The sequence below is a fragment of the Phormidium pseudopriestleyi FRX01 genome, assembly GCF_017313335.1.
GTDB lineage: Bacteria > Cyanobacteriota > Cyanobacteriia > Cyanobacteriales > Laspinemataceae > Laspinema > Laspinema pseudopriestleyi.
Genome location: NZ_JAFLQW010000240.1, coordinates 1 through 21679, shown reverse-complemented (window position 1 = coordinate 21679; position 21679 = coordinate 1). Strand labels below are relative to the sequence as shown.

Annotated in this window: 20 protein-coding genes; 14 read left to right on the top strand and 6 right to left on the bottom strand. The window is 46.5% G+C overall.

Going from position 1 to position 21679, the window contains the following annotated elements; all coding sequences use genetic code 11:
• Together J0895_RS08910 and J0895_RS26325 are read left to right on the top strand one after the other, a co-directional pair.
• The coding region (locus J0895_RS08910) for a hypothetical protein (RefSeq protein ID WP_207087750.1) at positions 1-314 on the top strand (314 nt) is incomplete at its 5' end.
• A 701-nt stretch (positions 315-1015) separates the two neighbouring features.
• Complete coding sequence (locus tag J0895_RS26325) at positions 1016-1147, top strand: hypothetical protein (RefSeq protein WP_277989808.1); 132 nt, start codon at positions 1016-1018, stop codon at positions 1145-1147.
• 246 nt (positions 1148-1393) lie between these two features.
• On the opposite strand, the gene J0895_RS08905 is transcribed toward J0895_RS26325, so the two are convergent.
• Positions 1394-2596, bottom strand: a complete 1203-nt coding sequence (locus tag J0895_RS08905) for an esterase-like activity of phytase family protein (RefSeq protein WP_242541158.1) — start codon at positions 2594-2596, stop codon at positions 1394-1396.
• A 128-nt stretch (positions 2597-2724) separates the two neighbouring features.
• Between J0895_RS08905 and J0895_RS08900 the strand changes: the two genes are divergently transcribed.
• The 4 genes from J0895_RS08900 (at position 2725) to J0895_RS08885 (ending at position 7571) form a co-directional block, all read left to right on the top strand.
• Positions 2725-4020: a tetratricopeptide repeat protein gene (locus J0895_RS08900; protein ID WP_207087749.1), complete on the top strand. Its 1296-nt coding sequence runs from the start codon at positions 2725-2727 to the stop codon at positions 4018-4020.
• A 152-nt stretch (positions 4021-4172) separates the two neighbouring features.
• Positions 4173-5630 (top strand): aminotransferase class I/II-fold pyridoxal phosphate-dependent enzyme, encoded by a 1458-nt coding sequence (locus J0895_RS08895; protein WP_207087748.1) that lies wholly within the window; start codon positions 4173-4175, stop codon positions 5628-5630.
• A gap of 258 nt (positions 5631-5888) precedes the next feature.
• Positions 5889-6491: a precorrin-6Y C5,15-methyltransferase subunit CbiT gene (gene cbiT / locus J0895_RS08890; protein ID WP_207087747.1), complete on the top strand. Its 603-nt coding sequence runs from the start codon at positions 5889-5891 to the stop codon at positions 6489-6491.
• Positions 6492-6689: 198 nt separating this feature from the next.
• Positions 6690-7571, top strand: a complete 882-nt coding sequence (locus tag J0895_RS08885; protein ID WP_207087746.1) for a phosphatidate cytidylyltransferase — start codon at positions 6690-6692, stop codon at positions 7569-7571.
• Between the two features lie 30 nt (positions 7572-7601).
• Here the strand turns inward: J0895_RS08885 and J0895_RS08880 are convergent, their stop codons facing one another.
• The gene (locus tag J0895_RS08880) at positions 7602-8396 is read right to left on the bottom strand and encodes an LmeA family phospholipid-binding protein (RefSeq protein ID WP_207087745.1); all 795 of its coding nucleotides are present in this window, start codon (positions 8394-8396) and stop codon (positions 7602-7604) included.
• A gap of 266 nt (positions 8397-8662) precedes the next feature.
• On the opposite strand from J0895_RS08880, the gene J0895_RS08875 reads away from it, so the two are divergent.
• The gene (locus J0895_RS08875; protein WP_207087744.1) at positions 8663-9457 is read left to right on the top strand and encodes a pseudouridine synthase; all 795 of its coding nucleotides are present in this window, start codon (positions 8663-8665) and stop codon (positions 9455-9457) included.
• Positions 9454-10248 (top strand): helix-turn-helix domain-containing protein, encoded by a 795-nt coding sequence (locus J0895_RS08870; RefSeq protein ID WP_207087743.1) that lies wholly within the window; start codon positions 9454-9456, stop codon positions 10246-10248. Before J0895_RS08875 ends, J0895_RS08870 begins: the two co-directional genes overlap by 4 nt.
• A gap of 203 nt (positions 10249-10451) precedes the next feature.
• Here J0895_RS08870 and malQ read toward each other — a convergent pair whose 3' ends face one another.
• Complete coding sequence (gene malQ, locus J0895_RS08865; RefSeq protein WP_207087742.1) at positions 10452-11957, bottom strand: 4-alpha-glucanotransferase; 1506 nt, start codon at positions 11955-11957, stop codon at positions 10452-10454.
• 204 nt (positions 11958-12161) lie between these two features.
• Between malQ and J0895_RS08860 the strand changes: the two genes are divergently transcribed.
• From J0895_RS08860 to fcmC, 5 genes are all read left to right on the top strand, one after another.
• Positions 12162-12590 (top strand): NUDIX domain-containing protein, encoded by a 429-nt coding sequence (locus J0895_RS08860; protein ID WP_207087741.1) that lies wholly within the window; start codon positions 12162-12164, stop codon positions 12588-12590.
• A gap of 984 nt (positions 12591-13574) precedes the next feature.
• Complete coding sequence (locus J0895_RS08855; RefSeq protein ID WP_207087740.1) at positions 13575-16973, top strand: sensor domain-containing diguanylate cyclase; 3399 nt, start codon at positions 13575-13577, stop codon at positions 16971-16973.
• 457 nt (positions 16974-17430) lie between these two features.
• Positions 17431-17835 (top strand): RidA family protein, encoded by a 405-nt coding sequence (locus tag J0895_RS08850; protein WP_207087739.1) that lies wholly within the window; start codon positions 17431-17433, stop codon positions 17833-17835.
• Positions 17836-17922: 87 nt separating this feature from the next.
• Positions 17923-19059, top strand: a complete 1137-nt coding sequence (gene fcmB, locus J0895_RS08845) for a filament morphology actin-like protein FcmB (RefSeq protein WP_207087738.1) — start codon at positions 17923-17925, stop codon at positions 19057-19059.
• Positions 19059-19550, top strand: a complete 492-nt coding sequence (gene fcmC, locus J0895_RS08840; protein ID WP_207087737.1) for a filament morphology membrane protein FcmC — start codon at positions 19059-19061, stop codon at positions 19548-19550. Before fcmB ends, fcmC begins: the two co-directional genes overlap by 1 nt.
• 281 nt (positions 19551-19831) lie before the next feature.
• On the opposite strand, the gene J0895_RS08835 is transcribed toward fcmC, so the two are convergent.
• Genes J0895_RS08835 through J0895_RS08825 form a run of 3 tightly spaced genes read right to left on the bottom strand, consistent with a single transcriptional unit; the run spans position 19832 to position 21032 of the window.
• Complete coding sequence (locus J0895_RS08835) at positions 19832-20143, bottom strand: nucleotidyltransferase family protein (RefSeq protein ID WP_207087736.1); 312 nt, start codon at positions 20141-20143, stop codon at positions 19832-19834.
• 26 nt (positions 20144-20169) lie between these two features.
• Positions 20170-20625 (bottom strand): helix-turn-helix transcriptional regulator, encoded by a 456-nt coding sequence (locus J0895_RS08830; RefSeq protein WP_207087735.1) that lies wholly within the window; start codon positions 20623-20625, stop codon positions 20170-20172.
• Positions 20626-20669: 44 nt separating this feature from the next.
• Positions 20670-21032 carry a type II toxin-antitoxin system RelE/ParE family toxin gene (locus J0895_RS08825; protein ID WP_207087734.1) on the bottom strand — a complete coding sequence of 121 codons (363 nt, stop codon included), beginning with the start codon at positions 21030-21032 and terminating at the stop codon, positions 20670-20672.
• A gap of 255 nt (positions 21033-21287) precedes the next feature.
• On the opposite strand from J0895_RS08825, the gene J0895_RS08820 reads away from it, so the two are divergent.
• Positions 21288-21679, top strand: a 392-nt coding sequence (locus tag J0895_RS08820; RefSeq protein ID WP_422894319.1) for a DUF3370 family protein, incomplete at its 3' end; no start/stop codon positions are given.

The window sequence follows — 21679 nt, the reverse complement described above, 5'->3', positions numbered from 1 at the left end:
CTTGGTGCCTCGATGCTTGCAAGTTTCACAGCTTTGCATATCTGAAAAAAATAGGAGAACGTCTTTGCTCTATCAACTTAACAAAGATTTACCAAATTTCCGAAGTGACTTACGCTACCATCCCGGAAATCGTTACATCTTTTAATCAAAGGGCGATCGCCAATCCCCGATCCACCAGGAGATTTGTTTTTCAGGCCCCAACTTATCCGGCTCACAATACAGACCCCTGTCAGACAGCAAATGCCCCGGTACTCACCCCATTTCTAAGTGATTCTACCAACCTCTGCCTTCATCAACCCCCCTTGCTGCCTTAATCAAGCGTAGTGTAGAGGGATTCCATGCATTCCTCGCTTGGAGCCTGTGATCTACAAGTTATCAAAAATTTAACCCGATTTAATCCGTAATGTATAGAGCTTTTCCGGCCCACTAAAGTTGCCTCACTCCGGGCTACAAAAAATATTGAAAACAACTATAAATAACGGGTTTACCAGATGAATGCCTCTCTCAATTAACCGAGAATTTTGCCAGTCTATATGACATTTTTTCAGCCCTTTTCTACCGACTCTCCTAAGCCTATACCCTCTACATTTGCTTGAGTTACCTCTTTAGATAGAGGCAGGCTTTAGACCAATCAGACTATCCTTTAACTATTGGAGCAATGTCAATGACACGGGCATCAATCAACTTACAATAAAGGAATCTGACGGAAGTTTCTGCCAAATTCCCTAGATTTTCAGACTCCTTAACTTGATTCCCCAAAGGCTTGCCCCCTTAAATTACCTCCCCTAAATTAGCCCTGCATCAAATTATTGACGAGTGATAAAAAGGGCAGTTTACTACTCATGAAAATAAGGAATCGTTTATGCAAGGTCTTGAAATTTCTCTAAATTTTCCTAAATGTTCAGTTCAACCTAACTTCCCTTATCCTGAGAACAAGGCTAATATTTACCGCTCTGATATTTTACCTCACTCTGAGATTACCGAGTTATTTTTATCGGTTTGGCAACATAATAAAATGACTGAAGCAAATCGTCAACGAGTGAATTTTGCTTTGTTAAGTTATCAGCAACTTAACGAATCCGACTATAGACTAATTAATCGCCTCTTACACGCGATCAAACGCGGATGGATTAAAATGACAGACTAACTTCACCTAAAACTAAATAAAACTCGCTGATTTTTATGACACTAACTTCGCCATTTATATCCGGATATTCCCCGATATAAATGGCGAATAATTTTTGAATTATTATGGGCCGCTATAGTTAAGAGTGCGCTCTTCAAGTAGGCATAGCTTACCTGAAGAGCGCACACCCTGATGGGAGGGATGTACTGCATTCCCTAAAACCGGACCTAATCACTCTGGGAAACGCTATAACTCCGGGGAAAACCCCTAGAATTTTAACCGAAACAACAAAATCTGATTAAGTTGATCCGGACTAAAATTATCATCACTGATCAGGATTAAACTTTGACTGCCGTCTGAGAAACGGGGTCCAAGGGTCATCCCTTCCAGATTGTCTAACTCAATTCCTAAATCTTGTAAGTTTAAAAGCAATCGCTTCTTAATGGGTTCAACCTTCTTCAGTTCCCCTTTTAAACTAGCAATTCTCGAAGTGTCTGTAGCGCTGCCGGTTTGGATTTCAAAGATTTTTGCACCGAAACCGAGAAACCCAAAATTGCGCTCTAAACTCAGCAAATGCCCCCCCGGTTCTAACGCTAATAAATCCGCTAACCCGTTGTATAGACTCCAGCGAACACTATCATCCAGGGTGTAAAGATTTTCAGAAATTAAGAGCGGGGGTCCATCGGAGATTAGATAATGAAGTAAGCGGTTTTTGGGGGGAAGTTCGGCATCGAGTTCATCTAAATCTTGAACCAGGGGTGCTTCCGTTGCGGTAAACAGGCGATAGGGATCGACGGTGGCATCCCCAAATCCTCGGGGATTGAGGGTGAGGGACTCTAACCCTAAATTATCTTGGATACCTTGGGTTGGGTTGTCGGCATTATCGGGGATGTAGCGGTTGGGAATGGTGATATCCCGGACAAATTGGCCAGTTTCTAGGTCGATTTCGTGGATAAAGGGTGCTAACCCTTTGCGAGCAATCCCTTCGCTGGTGATATAAACGCTGTTGGGGGAGGCAAAGGCGATGCCTTCTGGATCAATTTCACCGATCGCATAGGGATTGCCGTCTTCCCCTTTGAGAAAGGTGACGGATTCGATTTCAACTCCGTCGATTTTAGGCGAATCGGAACTGTTAGAATCCAAATTCAGTTTAAGGGTATAGAAGCGGGGGGGGGCATAATATCCGCGATCGTCACAGATGGCATAGAAGCGATCGCGTTGGCGATCATAGGTGATGCCGGATAATCCACCAACGGGCGTATCCTGAAATGGACGTTTCGGCAGTTCATACTCGTCCAAAAATTCTAGGGACAAGTCGAGAAATATTCGCTCTTGTGCATTGACTTGTGGCAAGGCACAGGCGGTTAATACACTCGATAACACCAGTGCCAATGCCATCACCCAGGGGAAAATTTGAAATTTGCGCCAGTTCACGATCGCCTCCAACCCTTGAAAATCTAAACAGTCCAACTTTCAATTTAACAAATTGGTGGCAAAATTGCGAGGGTGTCTCTATTTAAAATGAGTCCAAAACCCCGTTTATGTAGATCGATTAAATTGAACGGTTAACCAGTTGAATCAATTCAAAAATAAACTAGATGAAAATTATAACGGGAGTAAAATGTGGAGGAAATCGTTACCCCCTTGGCCCAACCCGACTCCACCGAAACTTGGCTCATTTGGGTTTATTTTTCTGGATTTTATCCTTGACTTTTTTCGGGTTTAATGCTTTGAAAGTCCTGGGACAACCGGAAAATTCTGCACCACCACTGTTGCCTCCAAATCCTTTGGAAGTGCTGATACCCGACCCCTTGGTCCCGAATCCACCGAAAAAAAATCAATCCTTAACCCCAGAACAACTTCGGGAGTTAGAATTGGGTTTAAATGTTTTAAATGCCGAAGCATCGGCAGAATTAGCAGATGGAAATAACCCAGAAGCTTTTACGATTTGGTATCGAGAATTGCGTTTATGGCGTTATTTTGGACCCTTGCCGGAGGTGCGGGCCTTAACTCGGGTGGGGGCGACTGCCTGGGAACAAGCAGAAATTACCGCACTCCAAGCAATTGATGCTAGACTCAAGGTCATTCATCAAGAGTATTGTCTGAGTCCTCAAGGTTGTGAATTGCCCCTGTTGCAAGCATTAGTGACGGGATTTGAAACGGTGCGATCGCGAGATTTAGCCCTCACAGTTTATCAGCAATTGCTCACCGATGCTCGCACTCGCAACGATGCCTCCGCAGAAGAATCCATCCTCACCAATATGGGTCGCCTCTATCTGGAAAAACTGGATTATGTCAATGCCGCAACACCCTATCAAGGATTACTCTCCTTTGCGGTCCAACGACGCGATCGCCTCCAAGAATTATCCTACCTCGAACAACTGGCTTTTATCTACACCCAGGCCAATGATTCATTAGGGGCTATCGCCACTCGCCAACGATTAGTTACCCTTTATAGTAACCCCCAAGATATTAGCAAAATCCCCGAACTCACCCTGGCGATCGCCATAGATTATCAACGTCTCGGCCAACTACAAACGGCGATCGCCACCTACGAACAATCCTACACCTTCGCCTGGACGCAACAACAATTTTACATCGCCAGCGGTGCCCTAGAACGCCTCGCCCACCTCTATACCACCCTAGAAAAATTTGATGCCGCCTTAGAAGTTTATGAAGCTTTATTAATCGTTGAGCGTCGCGCCTACAACTTATATGGGATAATGCATACTTACGATCGCATCGGTCAAATCCATCAGCAACAAAATGCCTATCCCCAGGCCATCCAAGCCTTTCAAAACGGCTTAGAAGTGGCCCGACAACTCAAATATCAAGAAGCATATTTCACTGAACAAATTGATCGACTCGTTCGCCGATCGCGTCCATTATTCTAGGGAGCATCCCAATGCTCGCCGCCCTCACCCTAAATCCCTCTCCCAAAGTGGGAGAGGGACTGAGGGGTGAGGGCTTCTCCCTTTTTGGGAGAATGGGGCTCCGGGGATGAGGGCAGACTGTCCAAACATCAGATGCTCCATTATTTTAATCTATGTCCCAGGACCACCGTCAAGCGCCTTTATTAGAAACCCTCGCCCGCTGTGCGAAAAAACCCGACGCGCCGTTTTATGCACCGGGACACAAACGGGGCCGAGGAATCCCCCAATCTCTGAGCAATCTGTTAGGAACTTCGGTGTTTTTAGCCGATTTACCCGAACTGCCGGACCTTGATAATTTATTTGCACCGACTGGGGCGATCGCCGCTGCCCAAGAACTCGCGGCAGATGCTTTTGGTGCATCCCAAACCTGGTTTTTAGTCAATGGTTCCACCGCTGGAATTATTGCAGCAATCCTGGCAACAATCCGTCCAGGAGATAAAATTATTCTGCCCAGAAATGTTCATAAATCGGTGATTTCTGGATTGATTTTATCCGGGGCATTGCCTGTTTTTATCTCCCCTGAATTTGAGCCAGTATGGGGTTTAGCCCTCAGTATCACTCCGGCATCCGTCGCCGAAGCATTAGCGGTCCATCCTGATGCGAAAGCGGTGATGATGGTTTATCCCACCTATCAGGGGGTATGCGGGGATATTCAGGCGATCGCCACCGTGACTCACCAGTTCGGCATTCCCCTATTGGTGGATGAAGCGCATGGTCCTCATTTCGCGTTCCATGAGGATTTACCCACTCCGGCCCTGGTTGCGGGGGCGGACCTATCCGTGCAATCAATTCACAAAGTCCTCGGGGCCATGACTCAGGCATCGATGCTGCATATTCAAGGCGATCGCATTGATGTCGATCGCCTGAGTCAAAGTTTGCAGTTAATGCAATCCACCAGTCCGAGTTATTTACTCCTGGCGTCCTTAGATGCGGCGCGGCAACAAATGGCACTACAGGGTCAAGAGTTGATGACCCAAACCCTGGCCCTAGGCAGTCGCGCCCGGGAGGAGATTGCCCAAATCCCAGGGTTATCGGTGTTAACGCCCCCGGAACCGAGAAGTCCAGGATTTGTCGCCGGCGATCGCACCCGTTTGACAGTTGGGGTTTGGGGGTGGGGACTGAGTGGGTATGAAGTGGATGAAATGCTTCAGGAACTCGGGGTCACCTGCGAGTTACCCTCCCCGGACCATTTAACCTTTATTATCAGCTTGGGGAATACCTCGGCAGATATTGACCAACTCGTACAAGGGTTCTCGACCCTCTCCCACGATTATTGGCACAAACAGCGATCGGTTTGCCTTCACCCGATGCCTCCGTCTCCCGCCCTTTCCCTATGCCCGAGGGATGCGTTTTTTGCTCTTGTGGAAGCAATCCCTATTACCGAGGCGATCGCGAGGGTCAGTGCTGAGTTAGTATGTCCATATCCCCCAGGAATCCCAATTTTGATGCCCGGAGAGGTGATTACCTTAGAGGCAGTCGCCTATTTGCAACAAGTGCTCGCTCATGGAGGTATCCTAACCGGATGTAGCGATCCGACCCTAACTACCCTCAAAGTCGTTAGAACTAGATAACCTTGATAAAAATAATCTGGAAATCAGTTAAACTTATTACGATTAAATCTCTCATTTAATCCTATAACTTTAAAATTTAACCGGCTAAAAAGATTGCTTTAATTAACACAAAACTAAACAACGAATGTCTTAACAAAATAAAAAGCTACTCAATCTTTTCAGCAATTAATTTTAACATAATTTATTGAAGTTTAACCTCTTCAAATAAATTATAAAGACCTGATTAACATCTTCTATAAATATAGCATTAATCTAATTATGAATTCTCCAATTTGGCCTTATATTACCCCGGGTATTGCGGATGAATTATTCGAGCGATTGCCGGGAATTCCGATGAGTAAACGGGAAACAAGATTACTCTTACTGTCCCACCTGCGGCTGCAATCCGAGTCCGTCTTATGGGATATTGGAGCCGGAACCGGAACCATCCCTGTAGAAGCGGGATTACTCTGTCCAAAGGGTCAGATTTTAGCCGTAGAAAGAGACGAAGAAGTTGCCGCCTTAATTCGGGTCAACTGCGATCGCTTCGGGGTTAAAAATGTAGAAATCATCGAAGGCAGTGCACCAGAATGTCTATCACAGTTACCCCATGCCCCCAATCGCGTCTGTATTGAAGGAGGCCGTCCAATTAAAACCATCTTAGAAAAAGTCTGGTCCTACTTACTCCCAGAAGGGCGAGTCGTTGCCACTGCCGCAAGTCTGGAAAATCTGTACGCCATTTCCGAAAGCTTTGCTGAGTTACAAGTCCGCAATGTGGAAGTAGTACAGTCCTCCTTCAACCGCTTAGAAGGAAGGGGAACACATCAAAGTTTTGTAGCGGTTGACCCCATCTTTATCCTCAGTGGAGAAAAGCTCGATTGAAATTTCGGGCAGTTTACCGGATTCTCTTGAATTAAACCTCTTGCAGAATGACAAACAAATGACCCCATTCCCCGTGAACTCGCGGTACAGTTTTGTGGGTGGGTTCCGCAATATCAGGAAACCTTGACAAGATAGAAGCCTTCCTGATATTGCCAGAAATCTATTTTGCTAATACTAGATTACCTATAAAATTGTTCTATGCCTTTGTCTCGAATTCTCAGTACCATTGTTGCCCTCATCCTAGGCCTAGGCACGACCTTCCTAGGAGGTTGGTACTTTACAGTCGGTTTCTCCATTTTGGTCTGTATTGCACATCGGGAATACTTAGAACTTGTCCGGGCCAAAGGGATTTGCCCCGCCGCCAAAACGAGTTTATTTCTAAGTCTGGCATTGGTCGTGCTTTCAACCCTAGATTCCCAGTTGACCGATGCCTTCTTGCCGATCGCCGGAACCTGTATTTGTTTCTATCTCCTGTTTAAGCCAAAAATGGCAACGATCACAGATTTAGCCGCCTCCATTCTCGGCCTATTTTATATCGGTTATTTACCCAGTTTTTGGCTACGCTTACGCACCTTAGAGTCTGAGGCGGCCAGTAATCTCCCCTTGGGTGGCTATTGGCCCCAAACCTGGCCTGATTTTTCGGACCTACCTACAGGGTTGAGTGTGACCTTGCTTTCGTTTATTTGTATTTCTACGGCAGATTCGGCAGCTTATGTCGGTGGCAAGTGGTTGGGACGGACTCATTTTTCCGATATCAGTCCGAAAAAGACTGTGGAAGGGGCAGTATTTGGCATCCTCGGGAGTGTCATTTTGGCAACCCTTGGGGCGAATTATCTCAATTGGCCATTCTGGGGAGGGACTGGGGTAGCATTCGGTTTACTCTTAGGGATTGCCAGCTTGATGGGAGATTTAATCGAATCCCTGATGAAGCGCGATGCGGGAGTGAAGGATTCGGGTAAACTGATTCCCGGTCACGGGGGAATCTTAGACCGGGTGGATAGTTATATTTTTACAGCGCCTTTTGTTTATTACTTTATTACCCTGCTGTTGCCCTTGTTATCGCAATGGGTGGAGTCTTAAAAGCAGGGGGTCTTCCTGATGCCGGAACCGTTAAGGCAGAACCGTCAGTTGACCTTGACAGATTAATCCGGTTTCGGTGAAACGGAGTTCTGAAATAGCCACATCGGACCCTAGGGGTAAGATAACGGTTTCTAATGGCATCACAGCCGAGTCTGAAAGCAGTTGAATTGTTGGATTGAGAAAGTGCAGTTCTGAGGGGTTGCCCAGTTGTAACCCGGTTTGCAGGAGAAAGGGTTGGGCCGCTTGGGAGGGAGGATTGAAACTCCCGCGTAGGATCAGGGTTTCCTGGGAAGAGAGGATGGCAGCGCCCTCCCAGGTGAGGGTGGGTTCTGACTCCCAGGAGAGGGCCAAGGCGAATTGGGGGAGGAATAATGGGGTGAAGGCCTCCGCGAGCAACGGCGATCGCATAGAGGCATTGAGGCCAGATTCCGTCAGATGTAACCTTACCACCACGGGGACTGGGTGCTGAAGGTGCAAGGATTTCCCGCGAAGAATGTCCTTCAGATTGACCTGAATGCCAGTCCCGTGAACCTCCAGGGTAGTCAGATGCAGACCTTGGTAGATGGCATCGGACCCGCATAGAGAGACCTGGGGAATGACCCCTTGGAGGATTTGGCGATCGCCACCTTCAATCTGCACCTCTAGTTCGCGCACAGATTCCACCTGCGATCGCAACCAGAATTTCACCGCACTGGAGAGGACCCAACCGATGCGAGACCGAGACTGGTGCCTGGGTGGAGTCACGGGTAAACCCTCTTCTTGTCGGGATAATTCGGGGCGATCGCTTGACACAGAAGGTAATTTCACAATTTCTTTTTCGCGCATAAATATTCTCAATGCAATTCCCCTGGTGCAATGCCCTAGAATCAGGGGAGTCTGGTCGCATCGGTGAAATGTTGGGGCATCAAGCAGCGCCCGTCCCCTCGGTTACGGGGCATTTGAGTGGTTCTAACCCCTAGTTTTCCGTGCTGAGTGCTTGTATTCTCCCCGATCCTGTAATATTTGTACATAGTTCAGTCTGGCAAGTTGTCAGGTGGACTCAACCCCTAAGAACTTTTAGAAAAAAGCGAGAAAGCGCAGCCGTCCAAAATATGGATGCTAGACTGCAAAAAATCCTATCCGAATGGGGCATTGCCTCACGGCGTCAAGCTGAAAAAATGATTGAACAGGGACGGGTCCAACTGAACGGCGAAATTGCCCACCTTGGGCAGAAAGCCAATCCTCAACGCGATCGCATCCAAGTCGATGGCATCCCTGTCAACCCCGGCGATCGTCCCAGTCCCCTTTACTTGTTGTTAAACAAACCAACCGGAGTCGTTTCCACCTGCGCCGATCCCCAAGGTCGGACCACCGTGCTCGACCTCCTCCCGGCTGATTTACGGCAACACAAAGGAATCCATCCCGTGGGACGGTTGGATTTTGACTCCACCGGAGCATTACTGCTCACCAATGACGGAGAACTCACCTTCCAACTCACCCATCCCCGGCATAGCATTCCCAAAACCTACCAGGTGACCGTTGCGGGAGAACCCCAGGAGTCAACCTTGGAAGCATGGCGTCGTGGTGTCGTCTTGGATGGCAAAAAAACCCGACCCGCTTCGGTTCGCATCCTCGATCGCCCGCGTCCGTCCCAAACCCAGCTTGAAGTGATTCTCTGGGAAGGCAGAAATCGCCAAATTCGCCGGGTTGCTGAGTTGTTAGGATACCCGGTCATTCAGTTACACCGCACGGCGATCGGCTCGATTCATCTCCACCCACCCGGGGAAGCTCCCTTGCCCCACGGCTACTACCGCCCCTTGAACCCCTCTGAGATATGTTTCTTACAAAGTCAAGTCTCCCTAAAATCCGTAAATTTGCCAGCAGCTACTCAGGAACCGACCCGATGAAGAAGCATAACCCGAAAGCTATCCTGAAACCACAACAGGATCCATCGGTCAAGCTGGCCGAGATGGGTGCTTACTTACGGCAAGTGCGGGAGTCTCAGTCGATGACCCTTGAACAAGTCGCGGCGAAAACGATGATTCGAGTTAGTCTGCTGCAATCAATTGAAGAAGGGCAACTCTATAAGCTCCCCGAACCCATTTATGTTCAGGGTTTTCTCTTGCGGTTTGCTGAGGCGCTGGGTTTAAATGGCGTTGAGTTTGCTAAAACGTTTCCAATCATTTCCACCAGGCGCAAGCAGAAAGTAGCCCAGTGGTATTTACCCATACCTAAACTACGACCGATTCATCTGTACCTGATTTATATCCTGCTAATTATTGGGGCAGTCAAAGGGTTGTCTGGATTTGTCGAAACTACGGCAATGCAAGAATCCCCGGATCAACAACCGGAAACCGCTGAGGCTGTAGCGAGTTCTGAATCCGCCACCCCTGAAGAACCTACCCCCCCAACTACAGCCTCTCAAACCCTTGCAGCCAGTCAGTCCAATTCCAACGCCCCGGTTAGGGTGGGATTGATTGTTCAGGATAGTTCCTGGGTTCAAATTATCGCCGATGGCAAAACTGAATTTGAAGGGACTTTACAACAAGGAACGGAACGCACTTGGGAAGCGAAACAACAACTGGTTGTCCTCGCGGGCAATGCCGGAGGGGTACTCGTGGCGGTTAATGATGAAGAAGCCAAACTCATGGGTAAACCAGGGGTTGCCGAAGAGGTGATTGTTCGGGCCGAACCCTAAAGCGTGGATTGGTACAGTAGCCAGAAGACAACCGGTTTTTTTCAGAAAATTTGTAGCCATCAGCAACAAATTTAGTGTTGTGGAGAAAACCCACACCCTGAAGGGTGCGGGTTTTATAGACCTTTGACAACCGGATTTAGTGTTACCCATACACCCGAGATGATGTAAACATCATCTGGGGTTCAACCTTGAGGGGTGGCGAGTTAGTATCGCCGGCGACTATATGTTTCCGTGAGCAGTTTCAGGCGATCGCGCAGGTCCCAAGTCAGCACTTCCCCGCGATAACGCCATCCCCAATTGCCTTCCGCCAATCCAGGTGTATTCATCCGCGCATCGCTACCTAGTCCCAACAAATCCTGCATGGGAATCAGCGCCTGATTCGCCACCGAAGACAATGCTTGTCGAATCAGTTGCCAGTGAATACCTTCCTCAGAAACGGGTCCTAAATAGGATAAAAGACTCCACCGTTCATGGTCCGATAGTTTTTCAAACCATCCCACTGTCGTATCATTATCGTGAGTCCCGGTATAAACCACACAGTTGCGCGAGTAATAGTTCATCGGCAAATAGGGATTTCCCGGTCCAGATCCAAAGGCAAAGTGTAAAATCTTCATCCCCGGGAACTCGAACTCGTCTCGCAAGGCTTCTACTTCTGGAGTAATCACCCCTAAATCTTCTGCAATAATTGGCAGACTGCCTAAGCGTTCTTCCACGGTCTTCAGTAAGGCCGAACCCGGTGCCACAATCCACTTGCCGTTCATGGCGGTGGTTTCCCCTTGGCCCACGCACCAGAAGGACTCTAGGCCCCGGAAATGGTCAATGCGAATAATATCCACATAACTCAACATGGATTGGAAGCGCTTGACCCACCAATCAAAATTTTGTTTTTCCAGGCGCTTCCACAGGTAGACCGGGTTACCCCATAATTGCCCCGTTGCGCTGAAATAATCGGGCGGGACTCCGGCCATTCCTGCCGGTTCTCCTGTTTTGATATCCAGACAAAAGATGTCTGGATTGGCCCAAACATCGGCGCTATCGTGAGCCACATAGATGGGGATATCGCCGATAATTTGAATGCCTCGTTCGTTGGCGTAGCGTTTGAGGTCGGACCACTGCTGGAAAAATTGGTATTGCAGGAATTTTTGGAAAAAGATTTCTGCGGTTAACTGTCGCCGACATTTGTCTAGGGCCTCGGTTTGCCGCTTGGCAATGTTAGGTTCCCACTGGTACCAGCTTTTGCCATCCATTGCGCTTTTAATGGCCATGAATAAGGCATAATCCTCAAGCCAATAGGCTTTTTCATGGCAAAATTCTTGAAATTGCTGTTGTTGCTCGACAGAAGCCTGGGCCTTGAAGGTTTTGCAGGCTTGTTGTAAGAGGGGCATTTTGACGGCGATCGCCTGATTAAAATCGACCCAATCTGCTGGAAACTCGGGCAGGTGGTTAAAGTCCCAATCCGCGAGTAATTGATCCGATCGCAGGCGATCGGGACTAATCAACATCGGATTTCCCGCCATTGCGGAATAGGACAAATAGGGAGAATTGCCAAATCCTGTAGGTCCTAGCGGCAAAATCTGCCAGTAAAGTTGGTAACTCTCGGCTAAAAAGTCAACGAAGCGATAAGCAGCTTCGCCAAGGTCACCTATACCAAACCGACTGGGAAATGAGGTGGGGTGGAGTAGAATACCGCTAGATCTGGGGAAGGGCATGGTGTATGTACCACTGGAAAATAACTTAAGCTGGTCGCCCAATAGTTCACTGGGCTAATGACTCTCAACTTTATCATGGGACGGGTCACCAATAGCGGCGATCGCCCCATAGAAACTCGATTACAAATCAGCCATGATCCCGACTAATACCGAATCACGCCGTTAAAACCCCAACTGTGAACCTTTCAACTTTAAAATCTAACCATGACCTATCGCAATCCCACTCCGACTGTTGACATCATTATTGAGTTAGGCGATCGCCCCGGACGTCCCATCATCCTGATTGAGCGTGGCAATGCCCCTTTCGGTTGGGCAATTCCCGGTGGTTTTGTCGATTATGGGGAATCTGTGGAAACTGCGGCGATCCGTGAGGCGAAAGAAGAAATCGGTTTAGATGTAGAACTTATCGAACAATTTCATGTTTATTCTGACCCGAATCGGGACCCGCGTCAGCATACCTTGAGTGTCGTTTTTTTAGCAACGGCGACGGGGGAACCCCAAGCGGCAGATGATGCCAAAAATTTAGACTGTTTTGAGTCTTGGCAGATTCCCACAAATCTCTGTTTTGACCACGATCACATTCTTAAGGATTATTGGCGCTATCGAAATTATGGGATTAGACCCCGGATTTAAGGCGATCGCCACTCCATCTGTAGGAGATCATCACTAGCCCTGTCAAGGTGTATTTGTAGGAGCACAATGCGCAGGCCCTCTACATTCCATCACTCTTTTTTGTCATCAAATTTATCACCCTGATAGGCAAGATAGGGCCTGCGCATTGCGCCCCTACATGAAATAACGATTTTTCATGTAGGGGTTTGGTCTGATCACCCTTTTCCCTGATGTAGGGGTTTGGTCTCCAAACCCTCTTGATGGCTTCTCCAACCCCTCGGTTTTGGGCTATTAAAAATCTTAACAGTGCGATCGCTCTGTTGCTATTTTTCTTTAAAGACGAAATATTTCAAAACTCCCAAAGCCATATCAATCCAAGTGATTCAGATTTTTATTAATGTCATCATCAACCACCGAAGCCATCACCAGTCCTCAATTCGCACCGCCCTTTGCCACTCCCAACTGCCAATGCGCCCTCAACCTTGACTTAGAATAGAGTTTCTAATCCCCGATCAACCGGAATGGCATGATAGTTAAAGACAGCCGGTTTCACCCGAGGAACAGGTTGGCGTCCTTCTATTCCAGTTTTTTCCTCCCTTCCCAGTAGAACACCAGACTAGAATCCTAGAGAAAATAGTCTGGATTCAGATCACCGTCAACCCTTTCCACCACCCAACCACTATGGATTGTTTATTCGTAAGAAATAGGTTACCCTTCCCCATGATAAACCCATTCGTACTCACTCATAAACCTCTTGTGAATTGGTTTAAAAACCCCATTAAAATTCCCTTTATTTTTTCATGCAAAAGCCCTCTTGCTGCTTAATCTTTTAATTTAAGCTAGGCCAATTTTGACCTACTCAATTAAAAATTAAACCACAATTTAATCAAAATTTAAATTGGAATCACAAGAAAATATGATAATTGGCTTATAATACCGAGACATAATCGTAACGAATAGCCGATTAAAGGACAATAAAATTCGCAGTAAAAAAGGGTAGAATGTATGAAATTTGAGCGTCAATTTAGTCAAATTCCTAATTCCGTCAGCCCAGGTGAAACCATTCACGATGGATACTTCCAAATCATAGTTGAACAAGCGGTGATTGGGTTAGCGCTTTGGGACTTGACTGGAAAATTATTGCAAACAAACCCTTTTTTACAAACCATACTGGGGTACGAGGCAGAAGAACTATTACATCTGGAATATAGGCAGATTACTCATCCCGAGGACTTTCAAATAGAGGATACTCTCATGCAAGAGTGTATTGCCAGAAAGAGAGAGGGATATGAAATAGAAAAAAGATTAATCTGCAAAGATGGAAAAGAAATCTGGGTCAAACAGAACCTATCCATGATGCTAGATGGTTCAGAAAATCCACAATTTTCTGTAGCAACCATTGACAAGCTTTCCCAAGCCCCCTCCCTTGAAAACCCGACTAAAGAACTTGAAAAAAAATCCAAAACAATCTTTGATATTTTTCCCCGGGGGATTTCAGTTACAGACTCCGAGGGTAATATTAGAGAATCAAATTCTGCTTCATTAGATTATTTAGATGCCTGGGTTAGAAGTTTACAAGAAAAGGTCAAATCGGACAGAGATTACCGGCTCATTTTGAGGGAAGAAACTCCGCTAAATCTCAAAGAATTTTCCAGAAGACTGGCTTTAAGAGAAGATGTTGAAAATAGAGTTTTCCAAGGTTTACAAGTTGGAATTGCATCAGGGGAGGGAGAAGTAGACTGGCTGAATATTACAGCGGTACCGATTCCGTTGGAAACCGATGGAGTTGTAATCGGATATCTCGATATTACGGAATGCAAAACAGCAGAAATAGCATTTAAAGAAAGTGAATTGCAGTTTAGAAAAGCCTTGGATAACTTCCCAGATATCTTTGTAATTTATGATGGCGATCGCCGCATTCAATTTATTAATAAGGAAGGGGTCCGATTTAGTGGCTATAGTGAAGAACAGATTCTCAATCGCCGGGACGAAGAATTATTTCCCCCAGGGATAACCGATAATTATCTCCCCCTACTCCAGGAAGCAATTTTGACAAAAACTCCTCAAAAAGGAGACTGTAAAATTGTTGTAAATAATGTCGAAGTGAGCATGGCGATCGCTTACATTCCCTTACTGAATGAGAGGGGAGAAATTTATCAAATTCTAGGAATTACCCATGATATCACCGAACACAAGCGGGCAGAAGAATCTTTAATTAAAAGTGAAACCACCAATCGAGCCTTACTCAATACCATCCCCGATTTAATGTTTCGAGTGAAAGGAGATGGAACTTACTTGGATTTTAAACCGGCTAATTTTAGCAATTTAATCAAACCGCAAATTTTTCAAGGCTTAAAATTGGTGGATGTCATGCCCCAAAATATTGCCGAAAAATCCATGAGATATATCCAACAAACCTTGGAAACCGGAGAGATACAAGTGTTTGAGTATCAACTAGAAATTAGCGGGGAATTTTCCGTCTATGAAGCTAGACTGATTGCCAGTGGAGATGATGAAGTCTTGGCGATTGTGCGAGACATTACGGCGCGTAAAAATGCGGATCGAGAGAAAAATAAATTAATTGAATCCCTCCAAAAGAGTGAAGCGAATCTCGCCCGAGCGCAAAGAGTTGCTCATGTGGGAAGCTGGGAATATGAGGTGGATTCTAAAAAAATAACAGTTTCGGAAGAAGTTTTAAGAATTTTTGACTGCGCCTTGAATTCAGGGGTAAGCTATCTTCAGCTAGTGAAGCAGCTACACCGAAAAGATAGAAAAACTTGGAGCAAGCTGATTCGAGAAGCCCTCGAACAAGGCAGTGCCAATGAAGTTGAACTGAGAATTTGGCAAGGCGATCGCACGCTCCGTTATATTGAAGCAAGAGCCGAGGCAGTATTTAGTGAAACCGGAAAACCCATTAGGCTCTTTGGAACCGCCTTAGATATCACCGAACAGAAAAAAGCCCAAGCCGCCCTCGCCGAATCTGAAGCCAAATATCGCTCCTTGATGAATGATGCAGGAGATGCGATATTACTCACTGATTTAGAGGGTAATTTTTTAGAATCCAACAAAAAAGCTGAGGAACTATTAGGTTATACCAAAGAAGAATTAATCACCCTCCATGCCAGTCAAATTTTGCCCCCGCAAGAACGGGAAAGAGTGAGCGCAGTCTTTACATTAACGGCAAAAACCGGGGGCGGATGGTTGCCGAATACCCAAGTCCGCCAAAAAAATGGGGAAACGCTCTGGGCGGATATTAGTTGCAGTGTTGTCCAATGGGGAGAGGGTTTAAAAGTTCAGCAGGCGATCGTTCGGGATATTACTTATAGGGTTCATATTGAAGCATCTTTAAGACAACAAGCTGAACGAGAACGGTTGATATCCGCGATGCAAGAGCGGATCCGACAGTCCCTGGATTTGAAAGAGATTTTACAAACAACAGTAGTCCAGGTGAGGCAATTTTTACAGTGCGATCGCGTGGCAATTTGTCGCTTAGGCTCGGATTGCACTGGCGTGATGGTATCGGAATCGGTTAATTCAGAATACTGCTCGATTTTAGGGCTAACGATTCGCGCTCCCTTATTAGGAGAACAGGATTTACCCCCGGAACAGTTGGGGGGAATTTATCAGGTTGAAGATATTACTCAAGCTTGGGTGAGCGAGTCTCAGGTGAATTTTTTAACTGAGGTGGAAGTCAAGGCGATGTTAATGGTGCCCATTGTCCAAAGTAGTGGGTTATGGGGATTATTGATTGCCCACCACTGTGCCGCCCCTCGACGATGGCAGCAGTCAGAAATTAAGTTTCTCAGTCAATTGGCAACCCAGGTGGGAATTGCCACCCAACAATCCCAACTGTATGAACAGCTCAAAGAAGCGAATCAACAGTTACAGCAACTCGCGACTCGGGATGGATTAACGCTGTTATCAAATCGGCGTCATTTTAATGAATATTTAGAACGAGAATGGCGACAGATGGAGTGCGATCGCACCCCACTCTCGTTGATTCTGTGCGATATTGACTTTTTCAAACCCTATAATGACACCTACGGTCATCAAGCTGGGGATGAATGTCTCAAACAAGTTGCAGTTGCCATTCAAAAAGCCAGCAAAAGACCTTTAGATTTTGTGGCGCGGTATGGCGGAGAAGAATTTGCCGTGATTTTACCCGATACCGATGCGAATGGGGCTATCTGCGTCGGGGAAACCATCCGTGAGGCGGTGAAGGCATTACAGCTTCCCCATCGGGCATCTCCCACCTGTAGATACATTACTTTGAGTGTGGGAATTGCGACGGTGATGCCTGGAGTTGAGTCATCTTTGGAGACTCTGATTCAAGAAGCCGATCGCGCCTTGTATCGAGGGAAGGACAAGGGCCGCGATTGTTCAGTTCATTTTGCTCAGAGTTAAAGGGGTCCTATCCATTGGCGATCGCCTCCGCGACTTCCCTCTCCTGCTCCTGCTAAAATAGATCGCGATTCCACCTGTACCTCTTGGGGTAAACTATGGAAGGCTGTTTTTTTGAAGTCCCTCTGTTCTGGCGAACTGCTTCGATGGCATTGGATTGCGATCGACAGGGGGAGAAAAAAGTAGCCCAATGGAATTAGGGGTCAGGATGATGGGTTAGCAATCCCTAGAAATAACCCAGGTTCCAACCCAGAGGCGATCGCCCTGTTCCTTCTCAGTTAATGTTCATTCCTGAAGTGGTTTGGGTCAAACGGCAGAACAAGCGCAAAACTCAGGGATAATGCGATCGTTAATCTAGGTAAAATATCCCTGAACACGGGATTTAAAATGTGTTTTCCATGCCCATTCACAAGCCAGATAAACCGTCCGGGTATAACCCGTTCTTGAAAATTCAATCTCAATGACTAAAACAATCATTCGGACAGACCAAGCACCCGCACCCGTTGGACCTTACAATCAGGCGATCGTCGCCACGGGTCAGTTAGTCTTTGTTGCCGGTCAAATCTGCCTAGACCCCAAGACTGAGACCCTAGTTGGGGCGGGTGATGTGGTCAAACAAACCATCCAAGTGATGGCAAATCTCAACGCCATCCTAACCGCTGCCGGTGCCACCTTTCAAGATGTGGTAAAAACCACGGTTTTTTTGGCAGATATGAATGATTTTGCGGCAATGAATGCAGTCTATGCTAAATATTTCGATGAAGCCACTGCACCAGCCCGCGCAACAGTCCAAGTGTCACGTTTACCTAAAGATGTACTCGTTGAGATAGACTGTATCGCGGTGATTGAAGGAACGCCTGGATAGTCAAAAGATTTAAAAACAGCAAAATCCTGATATCTTAGGGGTTTGGTGGCAAGATACTGGTAAATTTAGGGGAGGTTATAAAATTTAATGACGATCCAACAGCCTACAAATACGGCAGTTACTAGCAAAGCGTCTAGTAATTCCTTTAGAACTTCCATTCTGAGTGTTGATTTAGGCCGGACGGCGACCAAAGCCTGTGTTAGCCGAGATCCCAACCAAGTGGTTTTTATTCCGTCTAATGTGGCCCAAGTCCCTGTAGAAAAGGTGCGCGGTGGGGAATTTGAATCCCGGCCTACGGATCCTTTATTGGATATGTGGTTGGAGTATCAAGGGCGCGGTTATGCGATCGGTCAGTTGGCGGCTGACTTTGGCGCGAATCTTGGGGTTGGCGAACGGAAGGTTGAAAATGCCCTGGTGAAAGTCCTGGCAAGCGCCGCTTACTTTGGATTGAAAGATGATTTCGTGGTTGTCCTGGGTCTGCCCTATCATTCTCAAGAAGAGTTTGAGCGGGAAAAAGAGGAAATTACCAATTTGCTGACTTCGCCTCATGTGATGAGCTATCGCGGTGAGCAAGTGACCCTGAATATCACCAAAGTTTGGGTGATGCCGGAAGGATATGGCAGCTTGATCTGGTGTGAAGCTCAGGAGAAGGTGGATAAAAAAGGCGTGTCCCCGGATTTTGCCAAGACATCGGTGGCGATCGTGGATATCGGACATCAAACCGCTGACTTTTTAATGGTAGATAATTTCCGGTTCGCACGCGGGGCATCCAAGAGCGAACCGTTTGCCATGAGCGAGTTTTACAAGCGTGTCGGCACCGAAGTTGAAAAGGCATACAGCCAAGCGCCGATTAGCGTTGATAGTCAATCGTTGTCCTTAATTGATGCTGTGAATAAACCAAGGGGTCAACGGTTCTTCCGTCCTCGTGGTGCATCCAAACCGACGAATTTGGATGATTTTCTGCCCAACTTGCGAGAATTATTTGCCCGGGAACTGTCGGATTTGTTGATTAAGTGGTTACCTGAACGGGTAACCGACGTGATTTTGACTGGTGGTGGCGGGGAATTTTTCTCGGATGCTCTTAAACCGTTGGTCGAACAAGCGGGTTTGAAAGTTCATTTGGCACAACCTTCCCGTCAGGCAAATGCTGTGGGACAATATTTGTATGGAGAGGCGCAACTCGCCTCCTCTTCGTACACTCGCTCCTCTAGGGCCGGAAGTTAATGGTTTTTTGGTTAAGCAAGTCGAAGAAACGGGTCGGATTTACCGATGAGGTAGCCGACCAAACCTTGTTAGCGGTTGTACAAAAAGAGTTACAAAATCAACCGCACAAGAGTTTCGGCGACTTGTGTAAAGAAGCCCTATGGCATTATTTGTATGTACCCGAATCGGTGAAACCGACGCGGAACTCAGCAGGTGCCTCGGACAGCATTGCGGAGTTACAAGGGCAATTGAGGTCCTTAGAGGAACGGGTAGCGGCAAGGGAGGCGAGTCGATTGGATGTACTGGAAAAGCAGTTGCAACAATTGAGCTTGCAGGTGGGACAGTTGGCGATCGCCCTCAATAATCAACGGGGAAATTATCAACCGCCTCAACAATCCTATCTGGAACCCCAACCGGAACCCCAACCGGAACCGGAACCCCAACCCGTCGCCCCCCCCAAACCCGTGGACCCCTTACTCCAAAGACTCAGTTCTTTCATCGATGATTTCTAAGTCGGTGGCGATCGGGTAAAAAAAGTCAGGATAAAATCTGCAAGCATCAGGAGTCAAAAGTTTTAAAAACTGTTGACTCCTTACTCTTTTTGGGAATATTTTATAAAGAATTTGGAGAACACGAGTACAGTCAAGCTTAGAAACCGGGTTTCTTAACAAAAATTCTGATAATTTTCGACAAATTAAGTCCAGAAACCCGGTTTCTTGTCCTAGGTAGCAAACGGCACGCAAGACTGGCTATATCGCCTTCCAAATATCTTGTAGCCGTTCAGTCTCTCGCCTCATAGCTTGACAGCCTCAAGTAAGATGCGATCGCGAATCCGCTCTTTCAACATATCCACAGTCACGATATCCACCTTGCGATTCAATAGCTGTTCCAAATCAAGCAATAGCCCTCCTGGAAACCAATGGGTGATTTTTTCTAAATCATAGTCCACTAAAAAATCAATATCGCTATCTGCCGTCGCTTCACCTCGCGCTACTGAACCAAATACCCGCACGTTATAGGCGCCGTGCTTTTCAGCTAGGTCGATAATTTGCGATCGCTGCTGATTCAACAAGTCTTGAATGCTTAATCCTATCTGATTTTTCATATATCTCCAATTTTTATCAGTTTTCCCTAATCGCTGCTGCTAGTTTGCCGTACAGTTTTCATGACCTCATCTTGACTTTCCAATCCGTTAAGCAGAACTTCTCTAACGGTTTGATTGGCTACCAACGGGACTGATTCAGTAATTTTAGATTGATTAAATCGGATTGGCTTGAGTTCTGGTTGTGGCTGTTCCTGAAGGGGAATAAAATTCACTTCAATGGCATAACCCGCAGCGGCTGCTAGTTTGGCAAAAGTTTCCAGTTTGGGGATTTGCTTACCGGATTCAATTCGAGCAATTTGTGATTGCTTCATGCCAACTCGTTCGGCAAATTCTCTCTGATTTAGTCCGGTAGAAGCTCGAATTGCGATCGCCCGACTCGCAAAGCTATATTCAGTCTCAACAGCATCGTATTCGTCGGTGAATTCTGAGTCTTCAAATAGGCGATCGCGAATCGAATCCCAGGAAATCGGTTGGTGAGTCATTTTTTATCCTTCTTTTTCTGAATGTTAACTCTATAATTTTAAAATTACCCTTTTGATGATTGTTCTAGGTCCAAAAAATCTTTGCGCCGCTTTTCTGCAATTTCCAACTCTTTTTTAGGCGTTTGCTGAGTTTTCTTTTGAAATTCATGCAACAGAATAAAACGCTGACCCGTGTAAGCTACATAAAAAATTCGATAAATATTAGTCTGTTGTTCTACTCGAATCTCAAACAGCTTGGAATTTGTGATGGGACGAATATGAGGCATCCCTACTAAAATTCCATGTTCCTGAAGCAAGTCAAAAATCCGAGCAAACTTTGCTTGAACTTTAGGTTCTTGTTCCAGCAACCAATCGGATACAGGCGAACTTCCCCTTGACGAAGAATAAAACTCAATTTTCCATTGCACCACTGACTTAGTTTCTCATGATAACGTTTATGTTATCATACCGGAACAAGAGTGTCTAGGGGGTCGGTTCAGAAGAAAAAATTTGCAATACTTCAGAAACCGGGTTTAAATCCTCCATTTGGGACAGAAAGCATAGTTTTTGTAAACAACCCCGATCGCGAAACCCGAGAACGAGGGTCAATGCGCTTGTGTACCACGGTTCTCCCCTACAATAGAAAACCGATCGCATCCCCCCTAATATTTCACCTCATGCACATCCTCGCCCTCTTGTCAAGCATCTTAATTGCTCAAGCTCAACCGGCACCGGAACCCCAGGAAATTGTCCAACCCCAGGAAGTCCGCCCCTTACCCGGCAGACTGGATAATGTGCCGATGTTTAATAGCAATAGTCCTGAAAAAATCGGCAGCGAAGGCATTTTACTTTCCACCTTCCCCCCCGATCGCAAAGGGTTTCCCTCCGCCCATCTCAACTTTCCCTTTCAAGGTCGCTTTGATATCTTTGCTCATCATGTTTTTGGGGACCGAGAACTCGATGATTTAACCCCCATGTATGTGGGAATTCTCGTTCATAATCCCACCAATGAAACCGTTACCCTGAATATCCTACAGGGGGCAAGTTATCTCTCCCAACCCGATGCGCCGTTTGT

Excerpts from the sequence above, each read along its gene's own strand:
- J0895_RS26325 (WP_277989808.1), top strand. The coding sequence starts at position 1,016 with ATGACTGAAGCAAATCGTCAACGAGTGAATTTTGCTTTGTTAAGTTAT.
- J0895_RS08900 (WP_207087749.1), top strand. The coding sequence starts at position 2,725 with ATGAAAATTATAACGGGAGTAAAATGTGGAGGAAATCGTTACCCCCTT.
- J0895_RS08895 (WP_207087748.1), top strand. The coding sequence starts at position 4,173 with ATGTCCCAGGACCACCGTCAAGCGCCTTTATTAGAAACCCTCGCCCGC.
- cbiT (WP_207087747.1), top strand. The coding sequence starts at position 5,889 with ATGAATTCTCCAATTTGGCCTTATATTACCCCGGGTATTGCGGATGAA.
- J0895_RS08885 (WP_207087746.1), top strand. The coding sequence starts at position 6,690 with ATGCCTTTGTCTCGAATTCTCAGTACCATTGTTGCCCTCATCCTAGGC.
- J0895_RS08880 (WP_207087745.1), bottom strand. The coding sequence starts at position 8,396 with ATGCGCGAAAAAGAAATTGTGAAATTACCTTCTGTGTCAAGCGATCGC.
- J0895_RS08875 (WP_207087744.1), top strand. The coding sequence starts at position 8,663 with ATGGATGCTAGACTGCAAAAAATCCTATCCGAATGGGGCATTGCCTCA.
- J0895_RS08870 (WP_207087743.1), top strand. The coding sequence starts at position 9,454 with ATGAAGAAGCATAACCCGAAAGCTATCCTGAAACCACAACAGGATCCA.
- malQ (WP_207087742.1), bottom strand. The coding sequence starts at position 11,957 with ATGCCCTTCCCCAGATCTAGCGGTATTCTACTCCACCCCACCTCATTT.
- J0895_RS08860 (WP_207087741.1), top strand. The coding sequence starts at position 12,162 with ATGACCTATCGCAATCCCACTCCGACTGTTGACATCATTATTGAGTTA.
- J0895_RS08855 (WP_207087740.1), top strand. The coding sequence starts at position 13,575 with ATGAAATTTGAGCGTCAATTTAGTCAAATTCCTAATTCCGTCAGCCCA.
- J0895_RS08850 (WP_207087739.1), top strand. The coding sequence starts at position 17,431 with ATGACTAAAACAATCATTCGGACAGACCAAGCACCCGCACCCGTTGGA.
- fcmB (WP_207087738.1), top strand. The coding sequence starts at position 17,923 with ATGACGATCCAACAGCCTACAAATACGGCAGTTACTAGCAAAGCGTCT.
- fcmC (WP_207087737.1), top strand. The coding sequence starts at position 19,059 with ATGGTTTTTTGGTTAAGCAAGTCGAAGAAACGGGTCGGATTTACCGAT.
- J0895_RS08835 (WP_207087736.1), bottom strand. The coding sequence starts at position 20,143 with ATGAAAAATCAGATAGGATTAAGCATTCAAGACTTGTTGAATCAGCAG.
- J0895_RS08830 (WP_207087735.1), bottom strand. The coding sequence starts at position 20,625 with ATGACTCACCAACCGATTTCCTGGGATTCGATTCGCGATCGCCTATTT.